Origin of the sequence: Pseudomonas sp. S09G 359, assembly GCF_002843605.1 — a bacterium.
Taxonomy (GTDB): domain Bacteria; phylum Pseudomonadota; class Gammaproteobacteria; order Pseudomonadales; family Pseudomonadaceae; genus Aquipseudomonas.
The window spans coordinates 594420-617142 of sequence record NZ_CP025263.1 but is presented as its reverse complement, the minus strand read 5'-3'; the positions used below and the strand labels follow the sequence as shown (position 1 = coordinate 617142).

19 protein-coding genes and 1 riboswitch are annotated in these 22723 nt (G+C 62.3%); of the genes, 6 read left to right on the top strand and 13 right to left on the bottom strand.

All coding sequences use genetic code 11. The features are described from left to right. The first annotated feature begins 19 nt into the window (after nt 1-19). Together CXQ82_RS02640 and asd are read left to right on the top strand one after the other, a co-directional pair. Nucleotides 20-835 carry a rhodanese-like domain-containing protein gene (locus CXQ82_RS02640; RefSeq protein WP_101265887.1) on the top strand — a complete coding sequence of 272 codons (816 nt, stop codon included), beginning with the start codon at nt 20-22 and terminating at the stop codon, nt 833-835. A gap of 16 nt (nt 836-851) precedes the next feature. Then, entirely contained in the window at nt 852-1712 is an 861-nt protein-coding gene (gene asd / locus CXQ82_RS02635) for an archaetidylserine decarboxylase (RefSeq protein WP_101265885.1), read from the top strand. A gap of 131 nt (nt 1713-1843) precedes the next feature. Here the strand turns inward: asd and serB are convergent, their stop codons facing one another. After that, complete coding sequence (gene serB, locus CXQ82_RS02630; protein ID WP_038850738.1) at nt 1844-3058, bottom strand: phosphoserine phosphatase SerB; 1215 nt, start codon at nt 3056-3058, stop codon at nt 1844-1846. A 133-nt stretch (nt 3059-3191) separates the two neighbouring features. Between serB and CXQ82_RS02625 the strand changes: the two genes are divergently transcribed. Beyond that, a complete protein-coding gene (locus CXQ82_RS02625) occupies nt 3192-4721 on the top strand; it encodes an AhpA/YtjB family protein (RefSeq protein WP_101265883.1) in 1530 nt (509 codons plus the stop codon). 219 nt (nt 4722-4940) lie between these two features. On the opposite strand, the gene CXQ82_RS02620 is transcribed toward CXQ82_RS02625, so the two are convergent. The 8 genes from CXQ82_RS02620 to CXQ82_RS02580 all read right to left on the bottom strand — a co-directional run bounded on the left by CXQ82_RS02620 (nt 4941) and on the right by CXQ82_RS02580 (nt 13840). Further along, nucleotides 4941-5648, bottom strand: a complete 708-nt coding sequence (locus tag CXQ82_RS02620; RefSeq protein ID WP_101265881.1) for a membrane integrity-associated transporter subunit PqiC — start codon at nt 5646-5648, stop codon at nt 4941-4943. A gap of 177 nt (nt 5649-5825) precedes the next feature. Further along, nucleotides 5826-8090, bottom strand: a complete 2265-nt coding sequence (gene parC / locus CXQ82_RS02615; protein ID WP_101265879.1) for a DNA topoisomerase IV subunit A — start codon at nt 8088-8090, stop codon at nt 5826-5828. A 73-nt stretch (nt 8091-8163) separates the two neighbouring features. Next, complete coding sequence (locus CXQ82_RS02610) at nt 8164-9159, bottom strand: esterase-like activity of phytase family protein (protein ID WP_101265877.1); 996 nt, start codon at nt 9157-9159, stop codon at nt 8164-8166. Further along, nucleotides 9159-11063 carry a DNA topoisomerase IV subunit B gene (parE, locus tag CXQ82_RS02605; protein ID WP_101265875.1) on the bottom strand — a complete coding sequence of 635 codons (1905 nt, stop codon included), beginning with the start codon at nt 11061-11063 and terminating at the stop codon, nt 9159-9161. The genes CXQ82_RS02610 and parE overlap by 1 nt, the downstream gene beginning before the upstream one ends. A gap of 54 nt (nt 11064-11117) precedes the next feature. Continuing rightward, nucleotides 11118-11726 (bottom strand): YqiA/YcfP family alpha/beta fold hydrolase, encoded by a 609-nt coding sequence (locus tag CXQ82_RS02600; protein WP_101265873.1) that lies wholly within the window; start codon nt 11724-11726, stop codon nt 11118-11120. 142 nt (nt 11727-11868) lie between these two features. Continuing rightward, nucleotides 11869-12684: a 3',5'-cyclic-AMP phosphodiesterase gene (gene cpdA, locus CXQ82_RS02595; protein ID WP_101265871.1), complete on the bottom strand. Its 816-nt coding sequence runs from the start codon at nt 12682-12684 to the stop codon at nt 11869-11871. A 98-nt stretch (nt 12685-12782) separates the two neighbouring features. Then, complete coding sequence (locus CXQ82_RS02585) at nt 12783-13232, bottom strand: DUF1249 domain-containing protein (RefSeq protein ID WP_101265867.1); 450 nt, start codon at nt 13230-13232, stop codon at nt 12783-12785. Then, on the bottom strand, nt 13223-13840 hold the full coding sequence (locus tag CXQ82_RS02580) for an NUDIX domain-containing protein (RefSeq protein ID WP_101265865.1): 618 nt from the start codon (nt 13838-13840) through the stop codon (nt 13223-13225). The genes CXQ82_RS02585 and CXQ82_RS02580 overlap by 10 nt, the downstream gene beginning before the upstream one ends. Nucleotides 13841-14033: 193 nt before the next feature. Here CXQ82_RS02580 and CXQ82_RS02575 point away from each other — a divergent pair, with 193 nt between their 5' ends. Next, nucleotides 14034-14771, top strand: coding sequence for an RsiV family protein (locus CXQ82_RS02575; protein WP_101265863.1), 738 nt, complete (start codon nt 14034-14036; stop codon nt 14769-14771). Here CXQ82_RS02575 and cytX read toward each other — a convergent pair. Both cytX and thiC read right to left on the bottom strand, forming a co-directional pair. Next, on the bottom strand, nt 14740-16029 hold the full coding sequence (cytX, locus tag CXQ82_RS02570) for a putative hydroxymethylpyrimidine transporter CytX (protein ID WP_101265861.1): 1290 nt from the start codon (nt 16027-16029) through the stop codon (nt 14740-14742). The two genes, CXQ82_RS02575 and cytX, sit on opposite strands and share 32 nt — an antisense overlap. A gap of 121 nt (nt 16030-16150) precedes the next feature. Further along, on the bottom strand, nt 16151-18055 hold the full coding sequence (thiC, locus tag CXQ82_RS02565; RefSeq protein WP_101265859.1) for a phosphomethylpyrimidine synthase ThiC: 1905 nt from the start codon (nt 18053-18055) through the stop codon (nt 16151-16153). Between the two features lie 147 nt (nt 18056-18202). Continuing rightward, a riboswitch (TPP riboswitch) is annotated at nt 18203-18308 on the bottom strand. 196 nt (nt 18309-18504) lie between these two features. On the opposite strand from thiC, the gene CXQ82_RS02560 reads away from it, so the two are divergent. Beyond that, nucleotides 18505-19944 carry a TolC family outer membrane protein gene (locus CXQ82_RS02560; RefSeq protein ID WP_101265857.1) on the top strand — a complete coding sequence of 480 codons (1440 nt, stop codon included), beginning with the start codon at nt 18505-18507 and terminating at the stop codon, nt 19942-19944. Between the two features lie 154 nt (nt 19945-20098). Here CXQ82_RS02560 and waaA read toward each other — a convergent pair whose 3' ends face one another. Continuing rightward, nucleotides 20099-21370 carry a lipid IV(A) 3-deoxy-D-manno-octulosonic acid transferase gene (waaA, locus tag CXQ82_RS02555; protein ID WP_101265855.1) on the bottom strand — a complete coding sequence of 424 codons (1272 nt, stop codon included), beginning with the start codon at nt 21368-21370 and terminating at the stop codon, nt 20099-20101. Nucleotides 21371-21393: 23 nt separating this feature from the next. Further along, nucleotides 21394-22284, bottom strand: coding sequence for a LysR family transcriptional regulator (locus CXQ82_RS02550; RefSeq protein ID WP_101265853.1), 891 nt, complete (start codon nt 22282-22284; stop codon nt 21394-21396). A gap of 95 nt (nt 22285-22379) precedes the next feature. Here CXQ82_RS02550 and CXQ82_RS02545 point away from each other — a divergent pair, with 95 nt between their 5' ends. Then, a complete protein-coding gene (locus tag CXQ82_RS02545; RefSeq protein WP_027604927.1) occupies nt 22380-22715 on the top strand; it encodes a multidrug efflux SMR transporter in 336 nt (111 codons plus the stop codon). Nucleotides 22716-22723: the final 8 nt, after the last annotated feature.

Sequence of the window (22723 nt, the reverse complement as noted above, 5' to 3'; positions counted from 1 at the left end):
TGTGCCCAGGAGACCTCACATGCCTGACTTCTCTGGCTTGCCGCTGGTGATCGAATCCAGCGACCTTATCGGTCAACTGGATGCCGAACACCTGATTGTGGTGGACCTCACCAGTGCCGCCCGCTACGCCGAAGGGCACATCCCCGGCGCGCATTTCGTTGACCCCAAGCGCACCCAACTGGGCCAGCCGCCGGCACCCGGCCTGCTGCCCCACAAGGCCGAGCTGGAAAAACTCTTCGGCGAACTCGGCCACACGCCGGACGCCACCTACGTGGTCTACGACGACGAAGGCGGTGGCTGGGCCGGGCGCTTCATCTGGATGCTCGACGTGATCGGCCACCAGAAATACCACTACCTCGACGGCGGCCTGCTGGCGTGGCTGGAGGAAAAACACCCGGTTTCCACCGAGGTGCCCGCCCCGGTCGGCGGCCCGGTCAGCCTCACGCTGCACGACGGCCCCACCGCTACCCGCGAGTACCTGCAAAGCCGCCTCGGCGCGGCCGACCTGGGCATCTGGGACGCGCGCGGCCCGCTGGAGTACTCCGGTGAAAAAGTGCTGGCGGCCAAAGGCGGGCATATCCCTGGCGCGGTGAATTTCGAATGGACCGCCGGTATGGACAAGGCGCGCAACCTGCGCATCCGCCGCGACATGCCGCAGATCCTCGAAGACCTCGGGCTGACCAAAGATAAAGAAATCATCACCCACTGCCAGACTCACCACCGCTCTGGCTTCACCTACCTGGTGGCCAAGGCGCTCGGTTATCCGCGAGTCAAAGGTTATGCCGGTTCCTGGGGCGAATGGGGCAACCACCCCGACACCCCCGTTGAGATTTAAGGTTTAAGGACAGTAAATGAAAAAGCAGTTGTTTATCCTCAGCCAGTACCTGCTGCCGCACCACCTGCTGTCGCGGTTGGCCGGCTGCATTGCCGAGTGCCGCGTGCGCTGGTTCAAGAACGCGTTCACCACGTGGTTCGCCAAGCGCTATCAAGTGGACATGTCCCAGGCCCTGGTCGAAGACGTAACCGCCTACGAGCACTTCAATGCCTTCTTCACCCGCGCCTTGAAAGACGGCGCCCGCCCGCTGGATCAAACCCCAGGCGCGGTGCTGAGCCCAGCCGACGGCGCGATCAGCCAACTCGGCCCGATCGAGCATGGCCGGGTGTTCCAGGCCAAGGGCCACAGCTTCAGCGTGCTGGAACTGCTGGGCGGCGATGCGGCCGTGGCGGCGCCCTTCATGGGCGGTGATTTCGCCACTGTGTATCTGTCACCGAAGGACTACCACCGCGTGCACATGCCACTGGCCGGCACGCTGCGCGAGATGGTCTACATTCCTGGGCGCATCTTCTCGGTGAACCAGACTACCGCCGAAAACGTCCCGGAACTGTTCGCACGTAACGAACGTGTAGCGTGCATTTTCGACACCGAACGCGGCCCGATGGCCGTGGTATTGGTGGGCGCGATGATTGTCGCGTCGATTGAAACCGTGTGGGCCGGCTTGGTCACGCCGCCGAAACGCGAGCTGAAAACCTTCCGCTACGACGAAGCCGCACGCGCGCCGATCCACCTGGAAAAAGGTGCGGAGCTGGGTCGCTTCAAGCTGGGTTCGACCGCGATTGTGCTGTTCGGGCCGGATCAGGTGAAGTGGGCTGAAGAGTTGGTGGCGGGTTCGCCGGTGCAGATGGGCCAGGGTATGGCACTGCCGAAAGCTTGATCTGAATACCACATAGAACAAATGTGGGAGGGGGCTTGCCCCCGATTGCGGTGGGTCAGTCACCAGATTATTTGACTGAAACACAGCTATCGGGGGCAAGCCCCCTCCCACATTTTTTACCGCGTTTCTACTTACAGCTGGCCATCGCGATCTCGGAAGCCCAGCAGGTACAGCACGCCGTCCAGCCCCAACGTCGAAATCGCCTGCTTGGCCGACTGTTTCACCAATGGTTTGGCGCGGAACGCCACGCCCAGCCCGGCAATCGCCAGCATCGGCAAGTCATTCGCACCGTCACCGACCGCAATGGTCTGTTCCAGGCGCAAACCTTCCTTGTGGGCCAATTCTTTCAGCAAGTCCGCTTTGCGCTGCGCGTCGACAATCGGCTCCACCGCCACACCCGTCACTTTGCCATCGACCACTTCCAGCTCGTTGGCGAACACGTAGTCGATGCCCAGCTTGGCCTGCAATTGCTTGGCGAAGTAGGTGAAGCCGCCGGACAGGATTGCGGTCTTGTAGCCCAGGCGCTTGAGTTCGGCGAACAGCGTTTCAGCGCCCTCGGTCAGGCGCAGCGAAGCACCGATGGAGTCCAGCACGCTCACGTCCAAACCTTTGAGCAGGGCCAGGCGCTCCTTGAAGCTCGCCCGGAAATCCAGCTCACCCGCCATCGCGCGCTCGGTGATCTCGGACACCTGTTCGCCCACGCCGGCGGCCTTGGCCAGCTCGTCGATGACTTCGGCTTCGATCAGCGTGGAGTCCATGTCAAACACCGCCAGGCGGCGGTTGCGACGGAACAGTGAGTCTTCCTGGAAGGCGATATCGACATTCAGCTCCTGGGCCACGCTGAGGAATTCGGCGCGCAGGGCCTGCGGGTCGGCCGGCTCACCGCGTACCGAGAACTCGATGCAGCCCTTGCCCTTGTCGGCAGGAGTGTCCAATGGCATGCGGCCCGACAGACGGTCAATGTGGTCGATATTCAAGCCGTACTGCGCAGTGATCGAGCTGACACGCTGCAATTGTTCGGCGGTGACCTTGCGGGTCAGCAGGGTGACGATGTGACGCTTCTTGCCCTGGCCGGCCACCCAATGTTGGTAATCCTCTTCGGACACCGGCGTGAAACGCACCTGCTGGTCCAGCTTATAGGCGGTAAACAGGATGTCCTTGAGCACCGACGAGGCCTGCTCGGTGCTGGGGATTTCCACCAGGATGCCGAACGACAGGGTGTCGTGGATCACCGCCTGGCCGATGTCGAGAATGTTCACACCACCCTGGGCCAGAACACCGGTAATGGCAGCGGTGAGACCCGGGCGGTCTTCACCGGTGATGTTTATCAGGACAATTTCGCGCAAGGCGCACCCCCAGGCTGGAAAAAAACCGCATTCTACCCACTTTCAGTGACCATCGGGCACAGCCAGCGCTTTGCCGGTCCTAGGGCTGTCGCTATACTGCGCGTCAACTTCACGGACCAAGAGCCGAGCGCAAGTGAACCGGCCCACGCCAGTAAAAACCGATAACTTCTTCCTGCTGATCTTCCGGGCACTGCGCCACCGCCGTGTACCGATCGCATTGCGCATCGCCAGCCATAACGTGATCCTGGTCGCCCTGGCCCTGGTGATCTATGCCTGCGTGATGGGTTTGCAGTTCAAGCAGGCCATGCACGAGCAAGCCGACGCGCTGGGTGAGAGCCTCACCACCCAGACCGCCACCTCGGCGACCGAGCTGTTGGTGTCCAACGACATCCTCAGCCTCAACGTGCTGCTCAACAACCTGACCAAGAACCCGCTGGTGGCCCACGCCGCCATCTACAGCGTTGATAACCGGATCATGGCCGAAGCCGGGCAGCGCCCGAAAAACGGCCTGCTGGGCGAAGCGGAAGGCTTGTACCAGAGCAATATTACATTTCAGGATGTGAAGGCCGGCCAACTGCGCATCAGCCTCGACATGCAGCAGTTCCAGCAGCCGATGACCATCAGCCTGCAGAGCATGGGCATCCTCAGCGCAATCCTGCTGGCCTTGGCCCTGGCCTTGAGCCTGCGCCTGGGTCGGCATATCTCCACGCCGCTGATGCAACTGCGCATCTGGCTGCGGGATATCGACGAACACACCCCGGCCACCGACCGCCAGGATGAGATCGGCGACCTGGCGCGCCAACTGCACGCCAGCTTTGCCCCGGAGCCAGCGCCCCGCGCGGCTGAGCCCGAACCTGACTACGACGACACCGACTACGGCGACGAGCCCGAGTTTGAAGTGCGTAACCTGCGCGACCCGGGCTTCGATGAAAGCGCCCCGGTGGCCGGCCTGAAACCGGCAACGCGCCAGGCGTTCAAGGCGGAAGAAGACGAACTGGACGACGAAGACCCCTTCGCCGACCTGCGCGACACCTCGGCCAGCAGCCCGGCCGTCGCGCCGAAGCCGGCCCCCGAGCGCAACGCCGAACCCCAGCACAGCGCCGTACTGGCCGTGCAACTGGGCGCCCAGGACCAATTGCGTCGCCTGCCCCGCGCCCGCCTGACCGAGCTGCTGGAGCGCTACCGCGACTGCCTCGACCAGGCCGCCTCGCTGTATCAAAGCGAGCTGCATACCCTAAACGACGGCAGCACGCTGATGCTGTTCCACAGTGAAGACAGCGGCGAAGACTACCTGACCAACGCCATCTGCTGCGGCGAGCTGTTGCGCGCCCTGGGCCATGCCCTGCAGATCGAAGTGGCTGACAGCGGCATCACCCTGCAACTGCAATTGGGCCTGACGGTTGGCGACGACTTGTTTGGCATGAGCCAGATCGACCTGCTGCTCACCGAAATCGCCCAGGACGCGCTGGCCTTGTCGCAACACAGCCGCAACCTGTTGCTGGTGGAGCGCAAGATCAGTGAAGACGCCTTGATTCGCCAGCGCGCGCGTATCCGCCCGATTGCCAGCCCGGAGGGTGCCAGTTGCGTGGAGCGGCTGATGGAGCCGTACCCGTCGATGCTGGAGCGGCAGTTGGCGCGCATGCACGAGACCCGCAAGCCCTGAAGAACACTGCTGAACCATCTATGGAGTGGGCTTGTGTGGGAGCGGGCTTTGTGGGAGCGGGCTTGCTCGCGAAGGCGGTGTATCAGTACCGAATGTACTGGTTGACCCAACGCCTTCGGGGGCAAGCCCCCTCCCACATTTGATCTTTGGCGCAACTCAAATCGCCCACAAAAAAAGGCCCGCTTATTCAGCGGGCCTTTTTTGTGGGGCGGTTTCAGGTCAGAACCTGAACACTTCCATATCCGTACGAATCGGTACGGCCATCGGCATCTTCGGTTTCTGTGGCTCTGCCGGCCGGGCCTGCACGGGTGCCGGCTTGCGGGGCGCTTCGGCAATCGGCGGCTGGTTGGCCAATGGCTTGAGGGCCACCGACAACTGCTGCGCCAGGTTCTGCAGCAGCACGCCCTGGGCCTGGACCTGGGACGCGGTGGTACCGGTGTGTTGCTCCTGCAGGTGCACGATGCGGCTGTCGCGCACCTGGCCACGGCGGTCGATCAAGCGCCACTGCGCGTCAAGGATCGCCGGCTGCGAAGCACCGGAGTCGAGCCGAGTGATCGTCAGCAAGACCTGCACATCCGGGCTGAAGCCGGCGGGCGCAGGCGCAAGTACCACACGCTGGCTGTCGAGCTGACCCGCCACCTGGCGCAGCATCAGCTGGTTGATGTCGGACGATAAACTGCCCGCCCAACGACCATCAGTGGAACCTTGCAGGCTGCCGTCGTTCTGACGTTGCAGCAGGGTTTCGCGTTGCAGGTAGTCAGCGACGACCACCGGGCCCAGCAAAACCGCCATGCCAGCGGTTTGGGCTGGTTGAGCTGGGCTTCCGCTGTCCAGCTGGTACAGCGACACCGGTTGGTGCGTGCTGCAACCCGCCAACCCCAAAAGGCCAGCGAGCATGAAAATAAAAGGAAGGCGTGGAGCAGTCATCATCCCATCCAGGTGGCTGCCACAAGGCGAACCACAATGTAATACTTAAAAATAACCTAAACACGCTCGGCCACGCCGGCGCTGGAAAGGCCATATCATCCGTGAATATGCGCCATGACTCCAGCGCCAAAGCGTCGATCTACGCGTTAAATCGTAGATCGAGGGCTCTAAACCGCCTTAAACGGGCGTTTCCACCAATAAAGCATCAACGCGTTGGAAACCGCGAGGCAGTTTATTACCGCGACGACCGCGCTCGCCCTTGTAATGTTCGAGGTCGTCAGGGCGCAATGACAACGTGCGCTTGCCGGCCTGGAGCACCAGGGTGGAGCCTTCCGGAATCACTGCGATGTCGGTCACGTACTCTTCGCGACTGGCCACCCGCTCGCCAGGAATGCCAATGATCTTGTTGCCCTTACCTTTGCCCAGCTGTGGCAGATCGCTGATCTTGAACACCAGCAAGCGCCCTTCGGTGGTCACCGAGGCCAGCCAATTGCTTTCGCGATCCTCCACCGGCCGCGGCAGAATCACCTTGGCGTTGTTCGGCAGGCTCAACAGCGCCTTGCCTGCCTTGTTCTTGGCCTGCAGGTCTTCACCCTTGACCACGAACCCGTAACCCGCGTCGGAAGCGATCACATACAGCGCGTCGTCGTCCGGCAGCAGCACACATTCAAAATTTGCCCCCGGTGGTGGCGTCAGACGCCCGGTCAGCGGCTCGCCCTGACCGCGTGCCGATGGCAGGGTGTGGGCCGGCACCGAATAACTGCGCCCGGTGGAGTCGATAAACACCGCAAACTGGTTGGAACGCCCGGCCGCAGCCGTCTTGAAGCCATCACCGGCCTTGTACGACAAACCGGTGGCGTCAATATCATGCCCTTTGGCAGAGCGAACCCAACCCTTTTCCGACAGAACGACGGTAATTTTCTCGTTCGGCAGCAGCTCGGTTTCTGTCAGAGCCTTGGCTTCGGCGCGCTGCACGATTGGCGAACGACGGTCATCGCCATAGGTTTCGGCGTCCTTGATCAACTCGCTGCGCACCAGTTTCTTGAGCTTGGCTTCGCTGCCCAGCAGGGCTTGCAGCTTGGCTTGCTCCTTGAGCAGGGCGTCTTGCTCATCACGCAACTTCATCTCTTCCAACCGCGCCAACTGACGCAAGCGGGTGTCGAGGATGTAGTCGGCCTGGATCTCGCTCAGCTCGAAACGCGCAATCAGCTCGGCTTTCGGGTGCTCGGCGGTACGGATGATGTGGATCACTTCATCCAGGTTGAGATAGGCAATCAGCAAGCCGTCCAACAGGTGCAGGCGGCGCTCGACCTTGTCCAGGCGGAACTGCAGGCGGCGGCGCACGGTATTGACCCGGAACTCCAGCCACTCGACCAGCAGGTTGCGCAGGTTTTTCAGCTGCGGCTTGCCGTCCAGGCCAATGATGTTGACGTTGACCCGGTAGCTCGACTCCAGGTCGGTGCTGGCGAACAGGTGCTGCATCAGCACTTCGTGATCGACCCGGCTGTTGGTCGGGATGATCACGATGCGGCAAGGGTTTTCGTGGTCGGACTCGTCACGCAGGTCGGCGACTTGCGGCAGTTTCGACGGTTTGGCCTGCATCAACGCGGCGATCTGCTCCAGCACCTTGGCGCCGGACACCTGGTGCGGCAGCGCGGTAACAATGATGTCGCCGTCTTCGATGTGGTAAACGGCGCGCATGCGCACCGAGCCCTTGCCGGTTTCGTACATCTTCAGCAGGTCGGCACGCGGTGTGATGATTTCTGCTTCGGTCGGGTAGTCCGGGCCCTGGATATGCTCGCAGAGCTGCTCGACCGTAGCCTTTGGCTCATCCAGCAGGCGTACGCAGGCCGTGGCGACTTCGCGCAGGTTGTGCGGCGGCACGTCGGTGGCCATGCCGACCGCGATACCGGTGGTGCCATTGAGCAGGATATTCGGCAAACGTGCCGGCAACACCAGGGGTTCATCGAGGGTGCCGTCGAAGTTCGGGCCCCAGTCGGCGGTGCCCTGACCCAGCTCACTCAGCAATACTTCCGAATAACGCGACAGGCGCGCCTCGGTGTAACGCATGGCCGCGAAGGACTTGGGATCATCCGGCGCACCCCAGTTACCCTGGCCGTCCACCAGCGTGTAGCGGTAGCTGAACGGCTGGGCCATCAGCACCATGGCTTCGTAGCACGCCGAGTCGCCGTGGGGGTGGAACTTACCCAGCACGTCACCGACGGTACGCGCCGACTTCTTGTGCTTGGAATCGGCGTCCAGGCCCAACTCACTCATGGCGTAGATGATGCGCCGTTGTACCGGCTTCAGGCCGTCGCCGATATGCGGCAGGGCGCGGTCCATGATCACGTACATGGAGTAGTTGAGGTAGGCATTTTCGGTGAAGTCAGCCAGCGACCGGCGTTCTACGCCATCTAAGCTGTCTGCGAGGATGTCACTCATGCGGGCCTCATCATTGTTGGGTAAGGCGCAGCGGAACTGCCGCTGCGCTGAATCAATTGAAAAAAACGCGGGTTCATGGCTGGGCACTCCAGCCACCGGCCGGGGCCGCGAAACGATAGACCACCGGGCGTTTTTCACCATCGGCGCGCGGGCCGAAATTGTTGTCGATGCCCAGCCACAGGCCATCGGTGTCGATCACCAAGGCTTCGGCCAAGCCGTAGGGCTGGGCGTAGCGGCGCTCGGGCGTCAGGGTCTCGTCGGCGAACGACCAGCACAGCTCGACCTTGGCCGTGACGGCATCGCGCCGACAAATCTGGAACGCATTGCGCTCCAAAGTAAACAGCTTGCCGTTGAACAGCGCCAGGTCGGCAAAATCCTTGGACACCGCCTTGGCATTGGTGAACTTGGCAGGTTGCACTTCCTGGCCGGCCTCGCTCAGCAACACGCAGGGGCCGTCACAATCCCACACACTCTGCCCGCGCTTGATGGAAATTAAGCCGCGTCGCTCGCGCTCGGCCGCCAGCCAAATCTGATTACCTTCTGGATTTATCGCCAGGCCTTCGAATAACGCATTGAAGTGCAGCAACATGCCACTGGCCCGGGCCTCACGCACCATGCCTGGGGCAATCTTCAACCACTCGGGCGCCCCGCTCACCGGTACTTGCAGCACGGCGGCGTGGGCTTCACTGACGATGTAGCGGTTGCCGGCAGCATCACAGGTGACGCCTTCGAAATCCAGGTCGCCACCGCGAATGAATGAAGCGGCCTTGGTGCGCGAGCGCAACCCCCAAGGCAAACCGGACTCGGGCACCGGCGGCACTTCGATCTTCACCGCTTCGGCCTGCCAGGTCGGCGCACTGATATCCAGGCGGTAGATCTGGTCGTCATCACGGTCGGAAACCGTCCACAAGTCCTTGCCGCACAGGGCCAGGCCCGACAGGTTACCGCCGCGCATACCGTCCACCGGGTGTTCGGACACAAGTTTAAGCTCAGCCGCAGGCGCGGCGACCACCGTGGTCGCCGCCAACCCGCTCAACATCAGGATCGCCAGGGCGAAACCTGTTCGCATCAGCCCAGAACCTCGGCCAGGTTGCCTTTGGATTCCAGCCAGGCCTTGCGGTCCGGCGCGCGCTTCTTCGCCAGCAGCATGTCCATCATTTCCGACGTGCCGGCGTAGTCTTCCAGGGTCAACTGCACCAGACGGCGGGTGTTCGGGTCCATGGTGGTTTCGCGCAGTTGCGGCGGGTTCATCTCACCCAGGCCTTTGAATCGCGTGACCTGTGGCTTGCCGCGTTTCTTCTCGGCCACCAGGCGGTCGAGGATGCCATCGCGCTCGGCTTCGTCCAGGGCGTAGAAGATTTCTTTGCCCAGGTCGATCCGGTACAGCGGCGGCATGGCGACGTAGACGTGACCGGCATCCACCAACGGGCGGAAATGCTGCACAAACAGCGCGCACAGCAGGGTCGCGATGTGCAAACCGTCGGAGTCGGCGTCGGCGAGGATGCAGATCTTGCCGTAGCGCAGCTGGCTGATATCCGCCGCGCCCGGGTCAACGCCAATGGCCACGGCAATGTTGTGCACTTCCTGGCTGGCCAGCACTTCGCTGCCATCGACTTCCCAGGTGTTGAGGATTTTGCCGCGCAGCGGCAGGATCGCCTGGAATTCCTTGTCCCGCGCTTGCTTGGCGGAACCGCCGGCGGAGTCACCTTCCACCAGGAACAGCTCGGAACGCATCGGGTCCTGCCCGGCGCAATCGGCCAACTTGCCTGGCAGTGCCGGGCCTTGGGTGATGCGCTTGCGCTCGACCTTCTTGCTGGCTTTAAGGCGACGGCCGGCGTTGTTGATCGCCAGTTCCGCCAGGGCCAGGCCCAGCTCCGGGTGCTCGTTGAGCCACAGGCTGAAGGCGTCCTTGACCACACCGGAAACAAACGCCGCAGCCTCGCGAGACGACAGGCGTTCTTTGGTCTGGCCGGAGAACTGCGGCTCCTGCATCTTCATCGACAGCACGAACGCGATGCGCTCCCACACGTCTTCCGGCGCCAGCTTCACGCCGCGTGGCAACAGGCTGCGGTATTCGCAGAATTCGCGCATGGCATCCAGCAAACCCTGGCGCAAACCGTTGACGTGGGTGCCGCCCTGGGCCGTCGGGATCAGGTTGACGTAGCTTTCCTGCACGCTGTCGCCACCTTCGGGCAACCACAGCAGCGCCCAGTCAACGGCTTCTTTGTTACCGGCCAGGCTGCCGCAGAACGGCTCGTTGGGCAGGCGCTCGAAGTCGCTGACGGAATCTTCCAGGTAGGAGCGCAGGCCATCTTCGTAGTGCCACTCGACCTTCTCGCCGGTGCCTTTGTCTTCAAAGGTGACCAGCAGGCCCGGGCACAACACCGCCTTGGCCTTGAGCACATGCTTGAGGCGGCTGATGGAGAATTTCGGTGAATCGAAGTATTTCGGGTCCGGCGCGAAGTACACGCTGGTGCCGGTGTTGCGCTTGCCAACGGTACCGATCACAGCCAGGTCGGTGGCCTTGTAGCCATCGGCGAAGGTCATCTCGTATTCGTTGCCGTCGCGCTTGACCCGCACCCGCACCAGCGTGGACAGGGCGTTGACCACGGAAATACCCACGCCGTGCAAGCCGCCGGAGAACTGGTAGTTCTTGTTGGAGAACTTGCCACCCGCATGCAGCTTGGTGAGGATCAGCTCAACGCCGGGCACACCCTCTTCCGGGTGGATGTCCACCGGCATGCCGCGACCATCGTCGGACACTTCCAGGGAATGGTCAGCGTGGAGAATGACATGCACCGACTTGGCGTGGCCGGCCAGGGCTTCGTCGACGCTGTTGTCGATGACTTCCTGGGCAAGGTGGTTCGGCCGGCTGGTGTCGGTGTACATGCCGGGGCGTTTGCGCACCGGGTCGAGGCCCGAGAGGACTTCGATGGCGTCGGCGTTATAAGAGCTAGCGCTGGGAGTGGCCATGGGGTCTCGTCGTGAGTCGTTCGATTAAAAAGTAACCTGCGGTTTCCAAGGCAATTACAGTGCCGAAAAATCGAAGGATTGATACTGATCTGCGCCAATGCCGGCAAAGCTGAGCAGCGCCGGCAATTGCTCGGCGAAACCCTGGTAACCATGGTCGCCACCGGCCTGGATGCGCAAGGCACAGGCCCGGTAATACTGTTGGGCGAGGCGATAATCCAGTGTTTCATCACCGGTCTGCAACCACACCTGATAACGCGCGGCGTCCCGCGGGGCCGGCACTTCCAGCTCGGCCAACGCGGTGACGTGGTCGTGGGTCAGTTCCCAGGTTTCATCGGTATAGAGGTTCTTCTGGGTGCCCAGGTAACCGTCGAACATCCGATGCGGGCTCACCGCCGGGTTGACCAGCAGCGCCTTGAGGCCATGGCGTTCGGCAAGATGGGTTGCATAGTAGCCGCCGAGTGAGCTGCCGACCAGCAGCGGCCGCCCCAGTTGGGCAATGGCCTGCTCCAATTGCGGAATTGCCTGACGCGGGTGGTGGTGCAGGGCCGGCACACGCAGTTGGTCGGCCAGGCCGAGCTGGTCCATCACCCTGATCAACTGGCTGGCCTTGTTGGACGCGGGCGCGCTGTTGAAACCGTGGATATACAGGATCGAAGCGGACATGCCGGGCTCTCCGTGCTTGCGCCAAAAGGGCGCAGTTTACAGGGATCGAAGCCCTATGTGAGTCCCCTATCGCCCAGCACCTGCATAACCCATGTGGGAGGGGGCTTGCCCCCTCCCACATGGGTTTCAGTGTTTGCAGCTGTTAGTAGCCGTTGCTGCCGTAATCGATGCTGAAGGTGAAGCCTTTGACTCGCTCCACACCAGTCTCCAACCGCCCGTCTGCATGCAAGCGCAGCCAGCGATAGCCCGGCGCTTGCTCGCTGACCTTGAAATCCTCGCTGCCCGGCGCGAACTGGATGCACGTGGACGGCGACGCCAGCAGGCGCACGCCGTTGCGCTCGCGGTCGATTTCCTGGTGCACATGCCCCCAGAGCACCGCCTTGACCTGTGGAAAGCGGTCAAGCACGGCAAACAGCGCTTCGGGGTTACGCAAGCCGATAGGCTCCATCCACGCACAGCCGATAGACACCGGGTGATGGTGAAAACACACCAGGTGATGGCGGCTGGGCGCCTCGCTCAAGGCCTGGGCGAGCAATTGCAGTTGCTGGTCTTGCAGGTAACCGGGCACCGAGCCTGGCACCGCGGAGTCGAGCAGGGTGACGCGCCAATTGCCGACATCGACCACCGGCTCGAGCAAATCGCTGTGCACCGCAGCGTGGGCCATGATCTGCGGCTCGTCATGGTTACCGGGGATCCAGCGCGTGGGCGCGCCAATCGGCGCAGTCATCTGGCGAAACTGTTGGTAAGACGCCAGCGTGCCATCCTGGGACAAATCACCCGTGGCCAGCACCAGGTCAATCCGTGGCTGCTGCTCGCGTACCAACCCGATCACCCGCTGCAGGCTCTCGCGGGTGTTCATGCCCAGCAGCGTGCCGTCAGCCTCGGCAAACAGGTGGCTATCGGACAATTGCACCAGCAACGCCGGCGCATCGGGGTTCACGGTGGATACGCTCGGCAAGGCGCTCTCCCAGGGCAATCACAGGAAATGGACAGTTGGCGCGATTATGCTGGGGCAGGACACAAAGAGGAAACCCTGGAAGCAGACGCAGTTCACATCTACCGCACGACTTCGAACTCATGGCCCAGGGCCAGGCAATGGCTCAACCATTCACCGAGGAACACATTGAGCTGTGCTTTCTCATCGGGCTGGTGCATGAACACATTGGGGTAAGGATAGATGCTGCGAAAGCGCCGCGCATGTTCGGCGCTGATCACTTCGGCCATCCGCGCATCGTGGTACACCTGCACTTCCAGTTGCGGCACCGGCAGCCACGGCAGGCTGTGTTCCTGGCGCACGCGCAAGGTGGTGGTGTAGGGGCAGTTGACGATGACCTCCAGGGCCAGCACGCCGAGCATCTGGTCGCCATGGGTCACGCCGATACGCCGCGCGTCGGGCGCGTGGCGCATGTCGGGCAGCAAACGCATCAGCCGCGCATAGTTGGCCTCGCAGGCGGCTTGCAGCCCGATCAGGTCGACTCGGTATCGTTCCCGTGCCTTTACTGCCATAACCCCCTCACTTCCGCGCGATTAAGCGCAAGCCATTGCAGGGCGATAATGCTGGCTGCGTTGGAAATTTTGCCGTCACGCACCGCTTGCAGGGCGTCTTCGAAGGCCCAGGTGCTGACGCGTATATCTTCTGCCTCTTCTTCCAGTCCATGGACGCCCCCCGCGCCCGAGCTGTCGCAACGGCCCAGGTACAAGTGCACATATTCGGTACTGCCGCCGGGCGACGGGAAATATTTGGTGATCGGCCACAACGCGGAGAATGTCAGCCCAGCTTCCTCCTCGGCTTCGCGGTGTGCAACCTCCTCCGGCTCTTCATCCTTGTCGATCAGGCCGGCGACCATCTCGATCAGCCACGGGTTGTCGGTGCGGCCCATGGCGCCCACGCGGAACTGCTCGATCAGCACCACTTCATCGCGTTGCGGGTCGTAGGGCAGCACGCACACGGCATCGTGGCGCACGAAGACTTCGCGGTTGATCACCCGGCTCATGTCACCGTCGAATTTTTCGTGGCGCAGTTGCACGCGATCAAGCTTGTAGAAGCCCTTGTACGCATTGTCGCGCTGAACAATTTCGATCTTGCTCGGCGTCGATTTCGCAAAATCCGTCATATCCCTTCCTCGTTAAGCCTGAGCAATGGGCGCCATCCTAACGCGCTCACCGCCGTTGGTGCAGCCCCTTTCCGGTTGCCGGGATAGACGGCGGGCGCCAAACACACTCTAATCAGCTTAGTGGCGAACTGACTGCCTTGCTGGCAGTCGAAGCTGCACAAATCGCGCTCTTATCGATAGACGAAGGACATCCATGTCGCTTTTAAAAATCGCCTCTGTGGCCTGCATTGCCCTGACCCTCGGCGCCTGCCAAAGCCTGTTCCAACCGAGCTGGCGCACCCCGCTGGAAGCCACTCGCGACACCACCGAACAAACCCGGCCGGGCTGCGCCAGCGCCGATTGCGCGCTGGTGAATATCGACACCGTGCATTTCGCCAAGGAACCCAAGCTGGACGCGCTGATCGAACAGCGCCTGCTGGAAATGACCGGCGCCAACCCGCTGCCGACCAGCCTTGCGAGCTATCGCGAGCAATTCCTGCAAACCGCCGCGCCGAACAACAGCATGTATTTACAGGCCAAGGTACGCGAGCAGCATGACGGCTTGGTGATCGTCGAACTGTCCAGCTACCTGGACCAGGGCGCCACCCACGGCGAGCCGGGCCGCGCGTTCATCAACTATTCGCGCCAGCAGCAAAAGGCCCTGTCGCTGACCGACATGCTGTTGCCCGGCAAGGAAGAGGCCTTCTGGAAAGCCGCCCAAGTGGCGCACAACAGTTGGCTGATCAGCACGCGCTTGAGCCTGGAGCCCGAGTTCGTGAAGAAATACCCCTTCCAGAAAACCCCGAACGTGGCGCTGACCTACGGTGGCGTGGTGCTCAAGTACCCCACCACCACCATCGCGCCGTATGCCTTGGGCCACGTCGAGTTGCAGATTCCCTACACGCGCCTGGACGGCATCCTCAAGCCTGAGCTGGTGCCCGTGCGCCACTGAAGGCCCGGCCCAGGATGAACTGCAACAGCCCTGCCAGCACCAGTGCCGGCAGGGTCGCGCCGATATCCGGGTAGAGGTTGGCCAGCAGGTGGTAAGTGCCGATGCCACCCAGCCAGGCCAGCAGCGCCGGCCACCGCAGGCTGGCGACTGTGCCGCGGCCACGGCGGCGCAGGATGAAGTGATCCACCAGCACCACCCCGAACAGCGGCGCGAACACCGAGCCGATCAGCAACAGGAAGTTCTGGTACTGGGCCAATGGCGCAAAGCACGCGATCAGGGTGCAGAGCACACCAATCGCCAACGCCAGGTGCTCAACCTTCACGCGCAACAGAATCCCGCTGGACACCGCCGCCGAGTGAATATCGGCAAAGGCATTTTCCGATTCGTCCAACAGGATCAGCAGCAGCGGAATCCCCAGGCCCGCCCCGGCCAGCGCCAGCAACAGCGCATTCACTTCACCGCTCGGCGCAAAGGCCAGGGTGTAGGCCACGCCCAGGCTCATCAGCCAGAAATTACCAATGAAGAAGCCCAAAGCGGTGCCGCCGAATACGCTTTTCGCGCGCTTGCCGAAACGTGAGTAGTCAGCGATCAGCGGCAGCCACGACAGCGGCATGGCGATCGCAATGTCAAAACCCACCGCAAACGGCATCGAACCATCACCGGCCTGAGCCCAGAGGGCGCCGAGGTCGGCTTTGGCGAACAGGTTCCAGGTCAACCACAGGCAGGTGGCAAGCAGCAGCCAGATCCCCCATTTGCGCAGGATTTGCCGCACGAACGTCAGCGGGCCACTCACGGCCAGTAGGGTCGCCAGGCCGCCGAAAAACACGGTCCATAGCAATGGGCTGGACAGCAAGCTGCCCTCGCTGAACGCCCGCGCGCCCAACAGACTGGCGGCATCGCGCATCACGATGATTTCGAACGAACCCCAGCCGATCAACTGCAGCAGGTTCAGCAACGCCGGCAGGCTGGCGCCTTTGGCACCGAGGCTGAGCTTGAGCGCGGCCATGGCGGATAGGCCGGTGTCACTGCCGATCACGCCAACGGCGGCCAGCAACAGCACGCCGACCAGAGTGCCGAGGAAAATTGCCAGTAACGAGCCGGAGAGACCCAGGCCCGGCGCCAGCAATGCGCCGGTTTGCAGGACCATCAGGCCGATGCCGAGGGAGAACCAGAGGGAGAACAGGTCGCGGGCGCCAAAAACTCTTTTGTCAGCAGGCACTGCGATGTCGGGGGAGTAGGTACTCGGTTGAATGTTCAAGGGTGGTATCTCTGAGGGGCACTTTGTTGTTTGGGTGATTGCTATCGGGGGCAAGCCCCCTCCCACATTTTGAATACTGTGGGAGGGGGCTTGCCCCCGATGAGGCCAGTGCAATCTGGGGTCAGACCTTCTTGTACAGCTGACTCCCTTCCTGCTTGAACCGCTCCGCCTGTTCAGCCAAGCCCTTGGCCACATCCACGTCCACCGCTTCAATGCGCTGGTTGGCGGCGTATTCACGCACTTCCTGGGTGATTTTCATCGAGCAGAATTTCGGCCCGCACATCGAACAGAAATGCGCGACCTTGGCAGAGTCCTTCGGCAGGGTTTCGTCGTGATACGAACGCGCGGTGTCTGGGTCCAGGCCAAGGTTGAACTGGTCTTCCCAGCGGAATTCGAAGCGCGCCTTGCTCAAGGCGTTATCGCGGATCTGCGCGCCGGGATGGCCTTTGGCCAAGTCCGCCGCATGGGCCGCGATTTTGTAGGTGATGATCCCGGTCTTCACGTCATCCTTGTTCGGCAGGCCCAAGTGTTCCTTGGGCGTGACGTAGCAAAGCATGGCGCAACCGAACCAGCCGATCATCGCCGCACCGATGCCGGAAGTGATGTGGTCGTAACCGGGTGCAATATCGGTGGTCAGTGGGCCGAGGGTGTAGAACGGCGCTTCGTCGCAGCATTCCAGCTGCTTGTCCATATTCTCCTTGATCAACTGCATCGGCACGTGGCCCGGGCCTTCGATCATGGTTTGCACGTCGTGCTTCCAGGCGATCTTGGTCAGTTCGCCAAGGGTTTCCAGCTCGCCGAATTGCGCGGCGTCGTTGGCGTCGGCAATCGAGCCCGGGCGCAGGCCGTCGCCGAGGGAGAAGCTGACATCGTAGGCCTTCATGATTTCGCAGATTTCGTCGAAATGCGTGTAGGTGAAGTTCTCTTTGTGGTGCGCCAGGCACCACTTGGCCATGATCGAACCGCCCCGGGACACGATGCCGGTCACGCGCTTGGCGGTCAGCGGCACGTAGCGCAGCAACACGCCGGCGTGGATGGTGAAGTAATCCACGCCCTGCTCGGCCTGCTCGATCAGCGTGTCGCGGAACAGCTCCCAGGTCAGGTCTTCGGCGGCGCCGCCGACTTTTTCCAGGGCCTGGTAGATCGGCACGGTACCGATCGGCACCGGCGAGTTGCGGATGATCCACTCGCGGGTTTCGTGGATGTGCTTGCCGGTGGACAGGTCCATCACCGTGTCCGAGCCCCAGCGAATACCCCAGGTGAGTTTCGCCACTTCTTCTTCGATGGACGAACCCAAGGCGCTGTTGCCGATGTTGCCGTTGATCTTCACCAGGAAGTTACGGCCGATGATCATCGGTTCCAGTTCGGTGTGGTTGATGTTGGCCGGGATAATCGCGCGGCCACGGGCGATTTCCTCGCGCACGAATTCAGGCGTGATAATTTTCGGCACGCTGGCGCCGAAGCTGTGGCCGGCGTGCTGCTGGTTCAGCAGGCCGCTGGCACGGGCCTCTTCAAGCTTCATGTTTTCGCGGATGGCGACGTATTCCATCTCGGCGGTAATGATGCCTTTGCGCGCGTAGTGCATCTGCGTGACGTTGGCGCCGGCCTTGGCGCGGCGCGGGTTCTTCACATGGGCGAAGCGCAGCGCAGTCAGTTCGGCATCACTGAGGCGTTGTTGGCCGAAGTGCGAACTGAGGCCAGGCAGGCGCTCGGTGTCGTTGCGCACCTCGATCCACGGCGAGCGCACATCGCCCAGGCCTTTGCGCACGTCGATGATCACGTTGGGGTCGGTGTACGGGCCGGAGGTGTCATACACCACTACGGGCGCGTTGATTTCACCGCCGAAATCGGTAGGGGTCACGTCCAGGCTGATTTCACGCATCGGCACGCGAATGTCCGGGCGGGTGCCTTGTACGTAGATTTTTTGCGAGCGGGTAAACGGCTGCACCGAGCCGGAGTCGACCTTGGCCGATTCACTCAAATGCACGGTGTTTTTTAGTTTTGTACTTTTTATTTCTGTGCTCATCACGGGCTCTCCAACTTATCCAGGCGGTGGATTTTTGTCGGAGCGAACCTGTGACGGATGGACGCACTGAAACCAGTGCTGTGCTAGGCACGAGGGCTGTTCGATTGTCGAACAACATCCCGGACGAAGCACAAGAGGACTCGCCGGGTGACGAGAAATCTTGTTCCCTACGCAGGCGCTAACCTGATCAGGTTCAACGGGATCCGGTATTTACCGATCTCAGCCTTCCAACAAGGCACCCCGACAAGAACGCGGCCAGTCTAGACCATGGCGTGGGCAAATTGCCAATAGCGGTTTATTCAGCGTGATGAATGGCGCGATTGCGGGATTGTTGCGCCGGGTCAGCGCCACTACACTCGATGACCGCCACAATGCTTGACGCCAGGAACGGCCAGCCTTAGCCTTGGGCGATAAATTATCACCGTAATATTCACTCTAGGGATCGCCTCATGCTGCGCAAACTCTCACTGGCGCTCGCCGTGTCTTGTGCGACCAACGGAATGGTCTGGGCAGCTGAAGCGCCCTTGTCCGCCAAAACCGACTTGGTCAGCGTCTACCAGGAAGCAGTGGACAACAACGCCGACCTGGCCGCCGCCCGCGCCCAATATGGCGCGCAAAAAGAAGTGGTGCCCCAGGCCCGCGCCGGCTTGCTGCCGAACCTGTCGGGCGGCGCCGATATCAATAACGTGCGCACCCAGATCGACACGCCGGCCGCCACCGCCAACCGCGATGCGCACTCCTGGCGCGCGACCCTGAGCCAGCCGCTGTTCCGCGCCGACCGCTGGTTCCAGCTGCAAGCGGCCGAGGCCACCAATGAGCAGGCCGCGCTGCAACTGTCCGCCACCGAACAAAACCTGATCCTGCAAAGCGCCGAAAGCTACTTCGCCGTGCTGCGCGCCCAGGACAACCTGGCCTCCACCAAGGCTGAAGAAAATGCCTTCAAGCGCCAGTTGGACCAGTCCAACGAGCGCTTCGACGTGGGCCTGTCGGACAAGACCGACGTGCTGCAATCCCAGGCCAGCTACGACACCGCGCGGGCCAACCGGATCCTGGCCCAGCGCCAGGTGGATGACGCCTTTGAAGCGCTGATCACCCTGACCAACCGCCAATACAACTCGATCCAGGGCATTGTCCACACGCTGCCGGTGCTGCCACCGCTGCCGAACGACGCCAAGGCCTGGGTCGAGACGGCCGGCCGCCAGAACCTCAACCTGCTCGCCAGCAACTACGCCGTAACCGCCGCCGAAGAAACCCTGAAGCAGCGCAAGGCCGGGCACGCGCCGACCCTCGACGCCGTGGCGCAGTATGAAAAAGGTGACAACGACGCCTTGGGCTTCAGCAACCCGAATGCCTTCGGCACGCCGTACCGCGGCGATGTGGAGCAACGCACCATCGGCCTGCGACTGAATATCCCGATCTACAGTGGTGGCCTGACCAGCTCGCAAGTGCGTGAGTCCTACTCGCGCCTGGGCCAGACCGAACAACAACGCGAAGGCCTGCGCCGCCAGGTCGTGGAGAACACCCGCAACCTGCATCGCGCGGTGAACACCGATGTGGAACAGGTGCAGGCGCGCCGCCAGTCGATCATCTCCAACCAGAGCGCGGTGGAAGCCACGGAAATCGGTTACCAGGTGGGCACGCGCAATATCGTCGATGTGCTGGACTCACAGCGCCAGCTCTACTCGTCGGTGCGCAACTACAACAACAGCCGCTACGACTACATCCTCGACAACCTGCGCTTGAAGCAGGCGGCGGGCACGTTGAACCCGGGGGATCTGCAGGACCTGGCGCGCTACCTCAAGGCGGACTACAACCCGGATAAAGACTTCCTGCCGCCGGACCTGGCCAAGGCTGCGGCTGAGCAGTTAAAAGCCCGCCCGGGATACTGAACACACCACCAAACAAATGTGGGAGGGGCGGTGCGACGATTCGACTTGCCCCCGATAGCAGTGGATCAGTCAATAAATGTGCTGACTGACACACCGCCATCGGGGGCAAGTCGAATCGTCGCACCGCCCCTCCCACATTTGGATCTATGTTGAATCAGATCAATCGGCCCAACCCATCCAACAAACGCTTGAGCGCGCCCTGGTTGGCCTGCATCACTTTAAGCCCCGCCTCGGCCATCTTCTGGGCATCCCGAGGCAACTCGAACAGCTGCCGCACCGCCTCGGCCAACCCCTCTGCATCCTCCACCTCACGCAACGCCCCGGCTTCACGCATCATCGCGGTGATTTCCAGGAAGTTGAACACGTGGGGCCCCATCAGCACCGGCTTGGCCAACGCCGCCGGCTCCAGCGGGTTGTGCCCACCGGTGGCTACCAGGCTGCCGCCGACAAACGCGCTGTCGGCCAGGGCGTAGAGAAACAGCAGCTCGCCCATGGTATCGCCGAGCAGCACCGAGGTTTGCGCGGTAACCGCTTCGCCGCTGGAACGGCGCACCGTGGCAAAGCCTTGTTGCCCGCACAGCTCGAACATCGGGCCGAAGCGCTCTTGATGGCGCGGCACCAGAATCAGCAGCGCGTTGGGATAGCTTTCGAGCAATTGGCGATGGGCCGCGAGCACCACTTCATCTTCGCCTTCATGGGTGCTGGCGGCGATCCATACCGGGCGCTCCGTGGCGCCCCACTGCTCACGCAGGGCGGCGGCGCGTGCTGGCAGCTCGGGGTCGATGGTCAGGTCGAACTTGATCGAGCCGGTGACCTCGACGGTTTCCGGCCGCGCGCCGAGGCTGAGGAAGCGCTGGGCTTCGGTTTCGGTTTGCACGGCGAACAGGCGCATTTCTGCCAGCATCGGCGCCGTCAGCTTGGCAAATTTTGCATACCCCTTCGCCGAGCGCGCCGACAGCCGCGCGTTGGCCAGGGCCACCGGAATACCGCGCTTGGCGCAGGCATGAATATGGTTGGGCCACAGCTCGGTCTCCATGATCACCGCGAGCCTGGGCTGCACACGATCAAGAAAGCGCTTGGCGGCGCAGGGTAGATCGTAAGGTAGATAGCAGTGCTGGATGCGCGGCTCATTGGCGAACAGCGCCTGGATCCGCTCGGAGCCGGTGGGCGTCATGCAGGTGACGGTGATCGGCAGTTGTGGATAACGTTCCAGCAGCCCACGAATCATCGGCGCGGCGGCAATGCTTTCGCCCACCGACACCGCATGCACCCAGATCCCGCCCGGCTGCATCGGCGGCAAGCCATAGGAGAAGCGCTCGCCCACGCGCCTGGCATAGGCCGGCGCCTTGCGCGCGCGCAGCCACAGACGTAAAGCCACCAACGGCAGCGCCAGGTAAAACAGACAGCTGTAGAGAGTTCTATTCATGGCGGCGGAGTTTATCCACTTTTTCAATCGATCGCCTGCAGGCACTCGGCAAAACGTTCGGCGAGGAAACGCGCGGCAGGCCCGAGGTGCTCGTCGCGGCGCCAAACCAGCTCCACCACCAGGGCCGGCGGCGTCCATTCGCTGTCCAGCTCCACCATTTTTTGCTGATAGGTCGGGTATTGCACGATATGCCGGGGCAGCCAGGCCCAGCCGAGGCCACTCATCATCCATTCGGCCAATACGTAGAAACTGTCGGCACGCCACACCAGCGGGCTGGCGGCTTCGCTGCCGGGGTAGACACTGGTCTGGGTCGACATCAATAGCTGGCGAAATTGCGCCAGGCGCTGGCAGGTCACGTATTTATCCTGGGCCAGCGGGTGGTTCACACCGCACACGGTGACCATTTCCACACTGCCCACCACGCGTCGCTCTAGGGCCTCGGGGATCTGGTCGTGATAGAACAACAGGCCCAGGTCGGCCTTGCGCTCCACCAACTTGCGCGCCACATCGCCCTGGGCAGCGCTGGACAACTGCACTTCGAGCAATGGGTAGTGCACCGCCAACGCCTCAAGGCTGTCGAGCACCGGCTGGAACAACATCGCCTCGTCCTGAGCCAGGCGCAGGCAGGCTTCTTCACCACGGGTCAATGACAGCGCCCTCCCATTGAGGCGCTCACACTGGCGCAACACCTCGCGTGCCTCCTCCAGCAGCACAGCGCCGGCTTCGGTCAGGCTTGGCTGACGGCCGCTGCTACGCTCGAACAGGCTTACGCCCAGGTCCGCTTCCAGCAACGCAATCCCATTGCTGACTGCCGATTGCGCCTTGCGCTGCCCACGCGCCACCGCCGAAAACGAACGCTGCTCAGCGACGTCGACAAACAGGCGCATCTGTTCCAGATTCCACTGCATGGCCAACCCATCTCTATTTCGGATAGGTAATGACTTTACCCCATCTGACAACCCTCTAGAATGCCGGCCTTATCAGATTGCTGCATACCGAGGACTACCCCATGAACGCCGCCTACTGCTACCTGGCCATTGCCATCTGCTCGGAAGTGATCGCCACCGTTTCCATGAAAGCCATCAAGGGCTGGAGCACGCCGATCCCATTGTTGCTGGTGATCGTCGGCTACGGCGTGGCCTTCTGGATGCTGACCCTGGTGGTGCGTACCGTGCCGGTGGGCGTGGCGTATGCCGTGTGGGCCGGGATGGGCATCGTGATGGTCAGCATCGCAGCGCTGTTTATCTACGGGCAGAAGCTGGATGTGCCGGCGATGCTCGGCATGGGCCTGATTGTGCTGGGCGTGGTGGTCATCCAGCTGTTCTCGAAAACCGCCGGGCACTGACCGCTACT

Bases quoted from the DNA above. Each gene is read 5' to 3' on its own strand.
- CXQ82_RS02640 (WP_101265887.1), top strand. From the start codon at position 20: ATGCCTGACTTCTCTGGCTTGCCGCTGGTGATCGAATCCAGCGACCTT.
- asd (WP_101265885.1), top strand. From the start codon at position 852: ATGAAAAAGCAGTTGTTTATCCTCAGCCAGTACCTGCTGCCGCACCAC.
- CXQ82_RS02620 (WP_101265881.1), bottom strand. From the start codon at position 5,648: ATGACTGCTCCACGCCTTCCTTTTATTTTCATGCTCGCTGGCCTTTTG.
- parC (WP_101265879.1), bottom strand. From the start codon at position 8,090: ATGAGTGACATCCTCGCAGACAGCTTAGATGGCGTAGAACGCCGGTCG.
- CXQ82_RS02610 (WP_101265877.1), bottom strand. From the start codon at position 9,159: ATGCGAACAGGTTTCGCCCTGGCGATCCTGATGTTGAGCGGGTTGGCG.
- parE (WP_101265875.1), bottom strand. From the start codon at position 11,063: ATGGCCACTCCCAGCGCTAGCTCTTATAACGCCGACGCCATCGAAGTC.
- CXQ82_RS02600 (WP_101265873.1), bottom strand. From the start codon at position 11,726: ATGTCCGCTTCGATCCTGTATATCCACGGTTTCAACAGCGCGCCCGCG.
- CXQ82_RS02585 (WP_101265867.1), bottom strand. From the start codon at position 13,232: ATGGCAGTAAAGGCACGGGAACGATACCGAGTCGACCTGATCGGGCTG.
- CXQ82_RS02580 (WP_101265865.1), bottom strand. From the start codon at position 13,840: ATGACGGATTTTGCGAAATCGACGCCGAGCAAGATCGAAATTGTTCAG.
- CXQ82_RS02575 (WP_101265863.1), top strand. From the start codon at position 14,034: ATGTCGCTTTTAAAAATCGCCTCTGTGGCCTGCATTGCCCTGACCCTC.
- thiC (WP_101265859.1), bottom strand. From the start codon at position 18,055: ATGAGCACAGAAATAAAAAGTACAAAACTAAAAAACACCGTGCATTTG.
- CXQ82_RS02560 (WP_101265857.1), top strand. From the start codon at position 18,505: ATGCTGCGCAAACTCTCACTGGCGCTCGCCGTGTCTTGTGCGACCAAC.
- waaA (WP_101265855.1), bottom strand. From the start codon at position 21,370: ATGAATAGAACTCTCTACAGCTGTCTGTTTTACCTGGCGCTGCCGTTG.
- CXQ82_RS02545 (WP_027604927.1), top strand. From the start codon at position 22,380: ATGAACGCCGCCTACTGCTACCTGGCCATTGCCATCTGCTCGGAAGTG.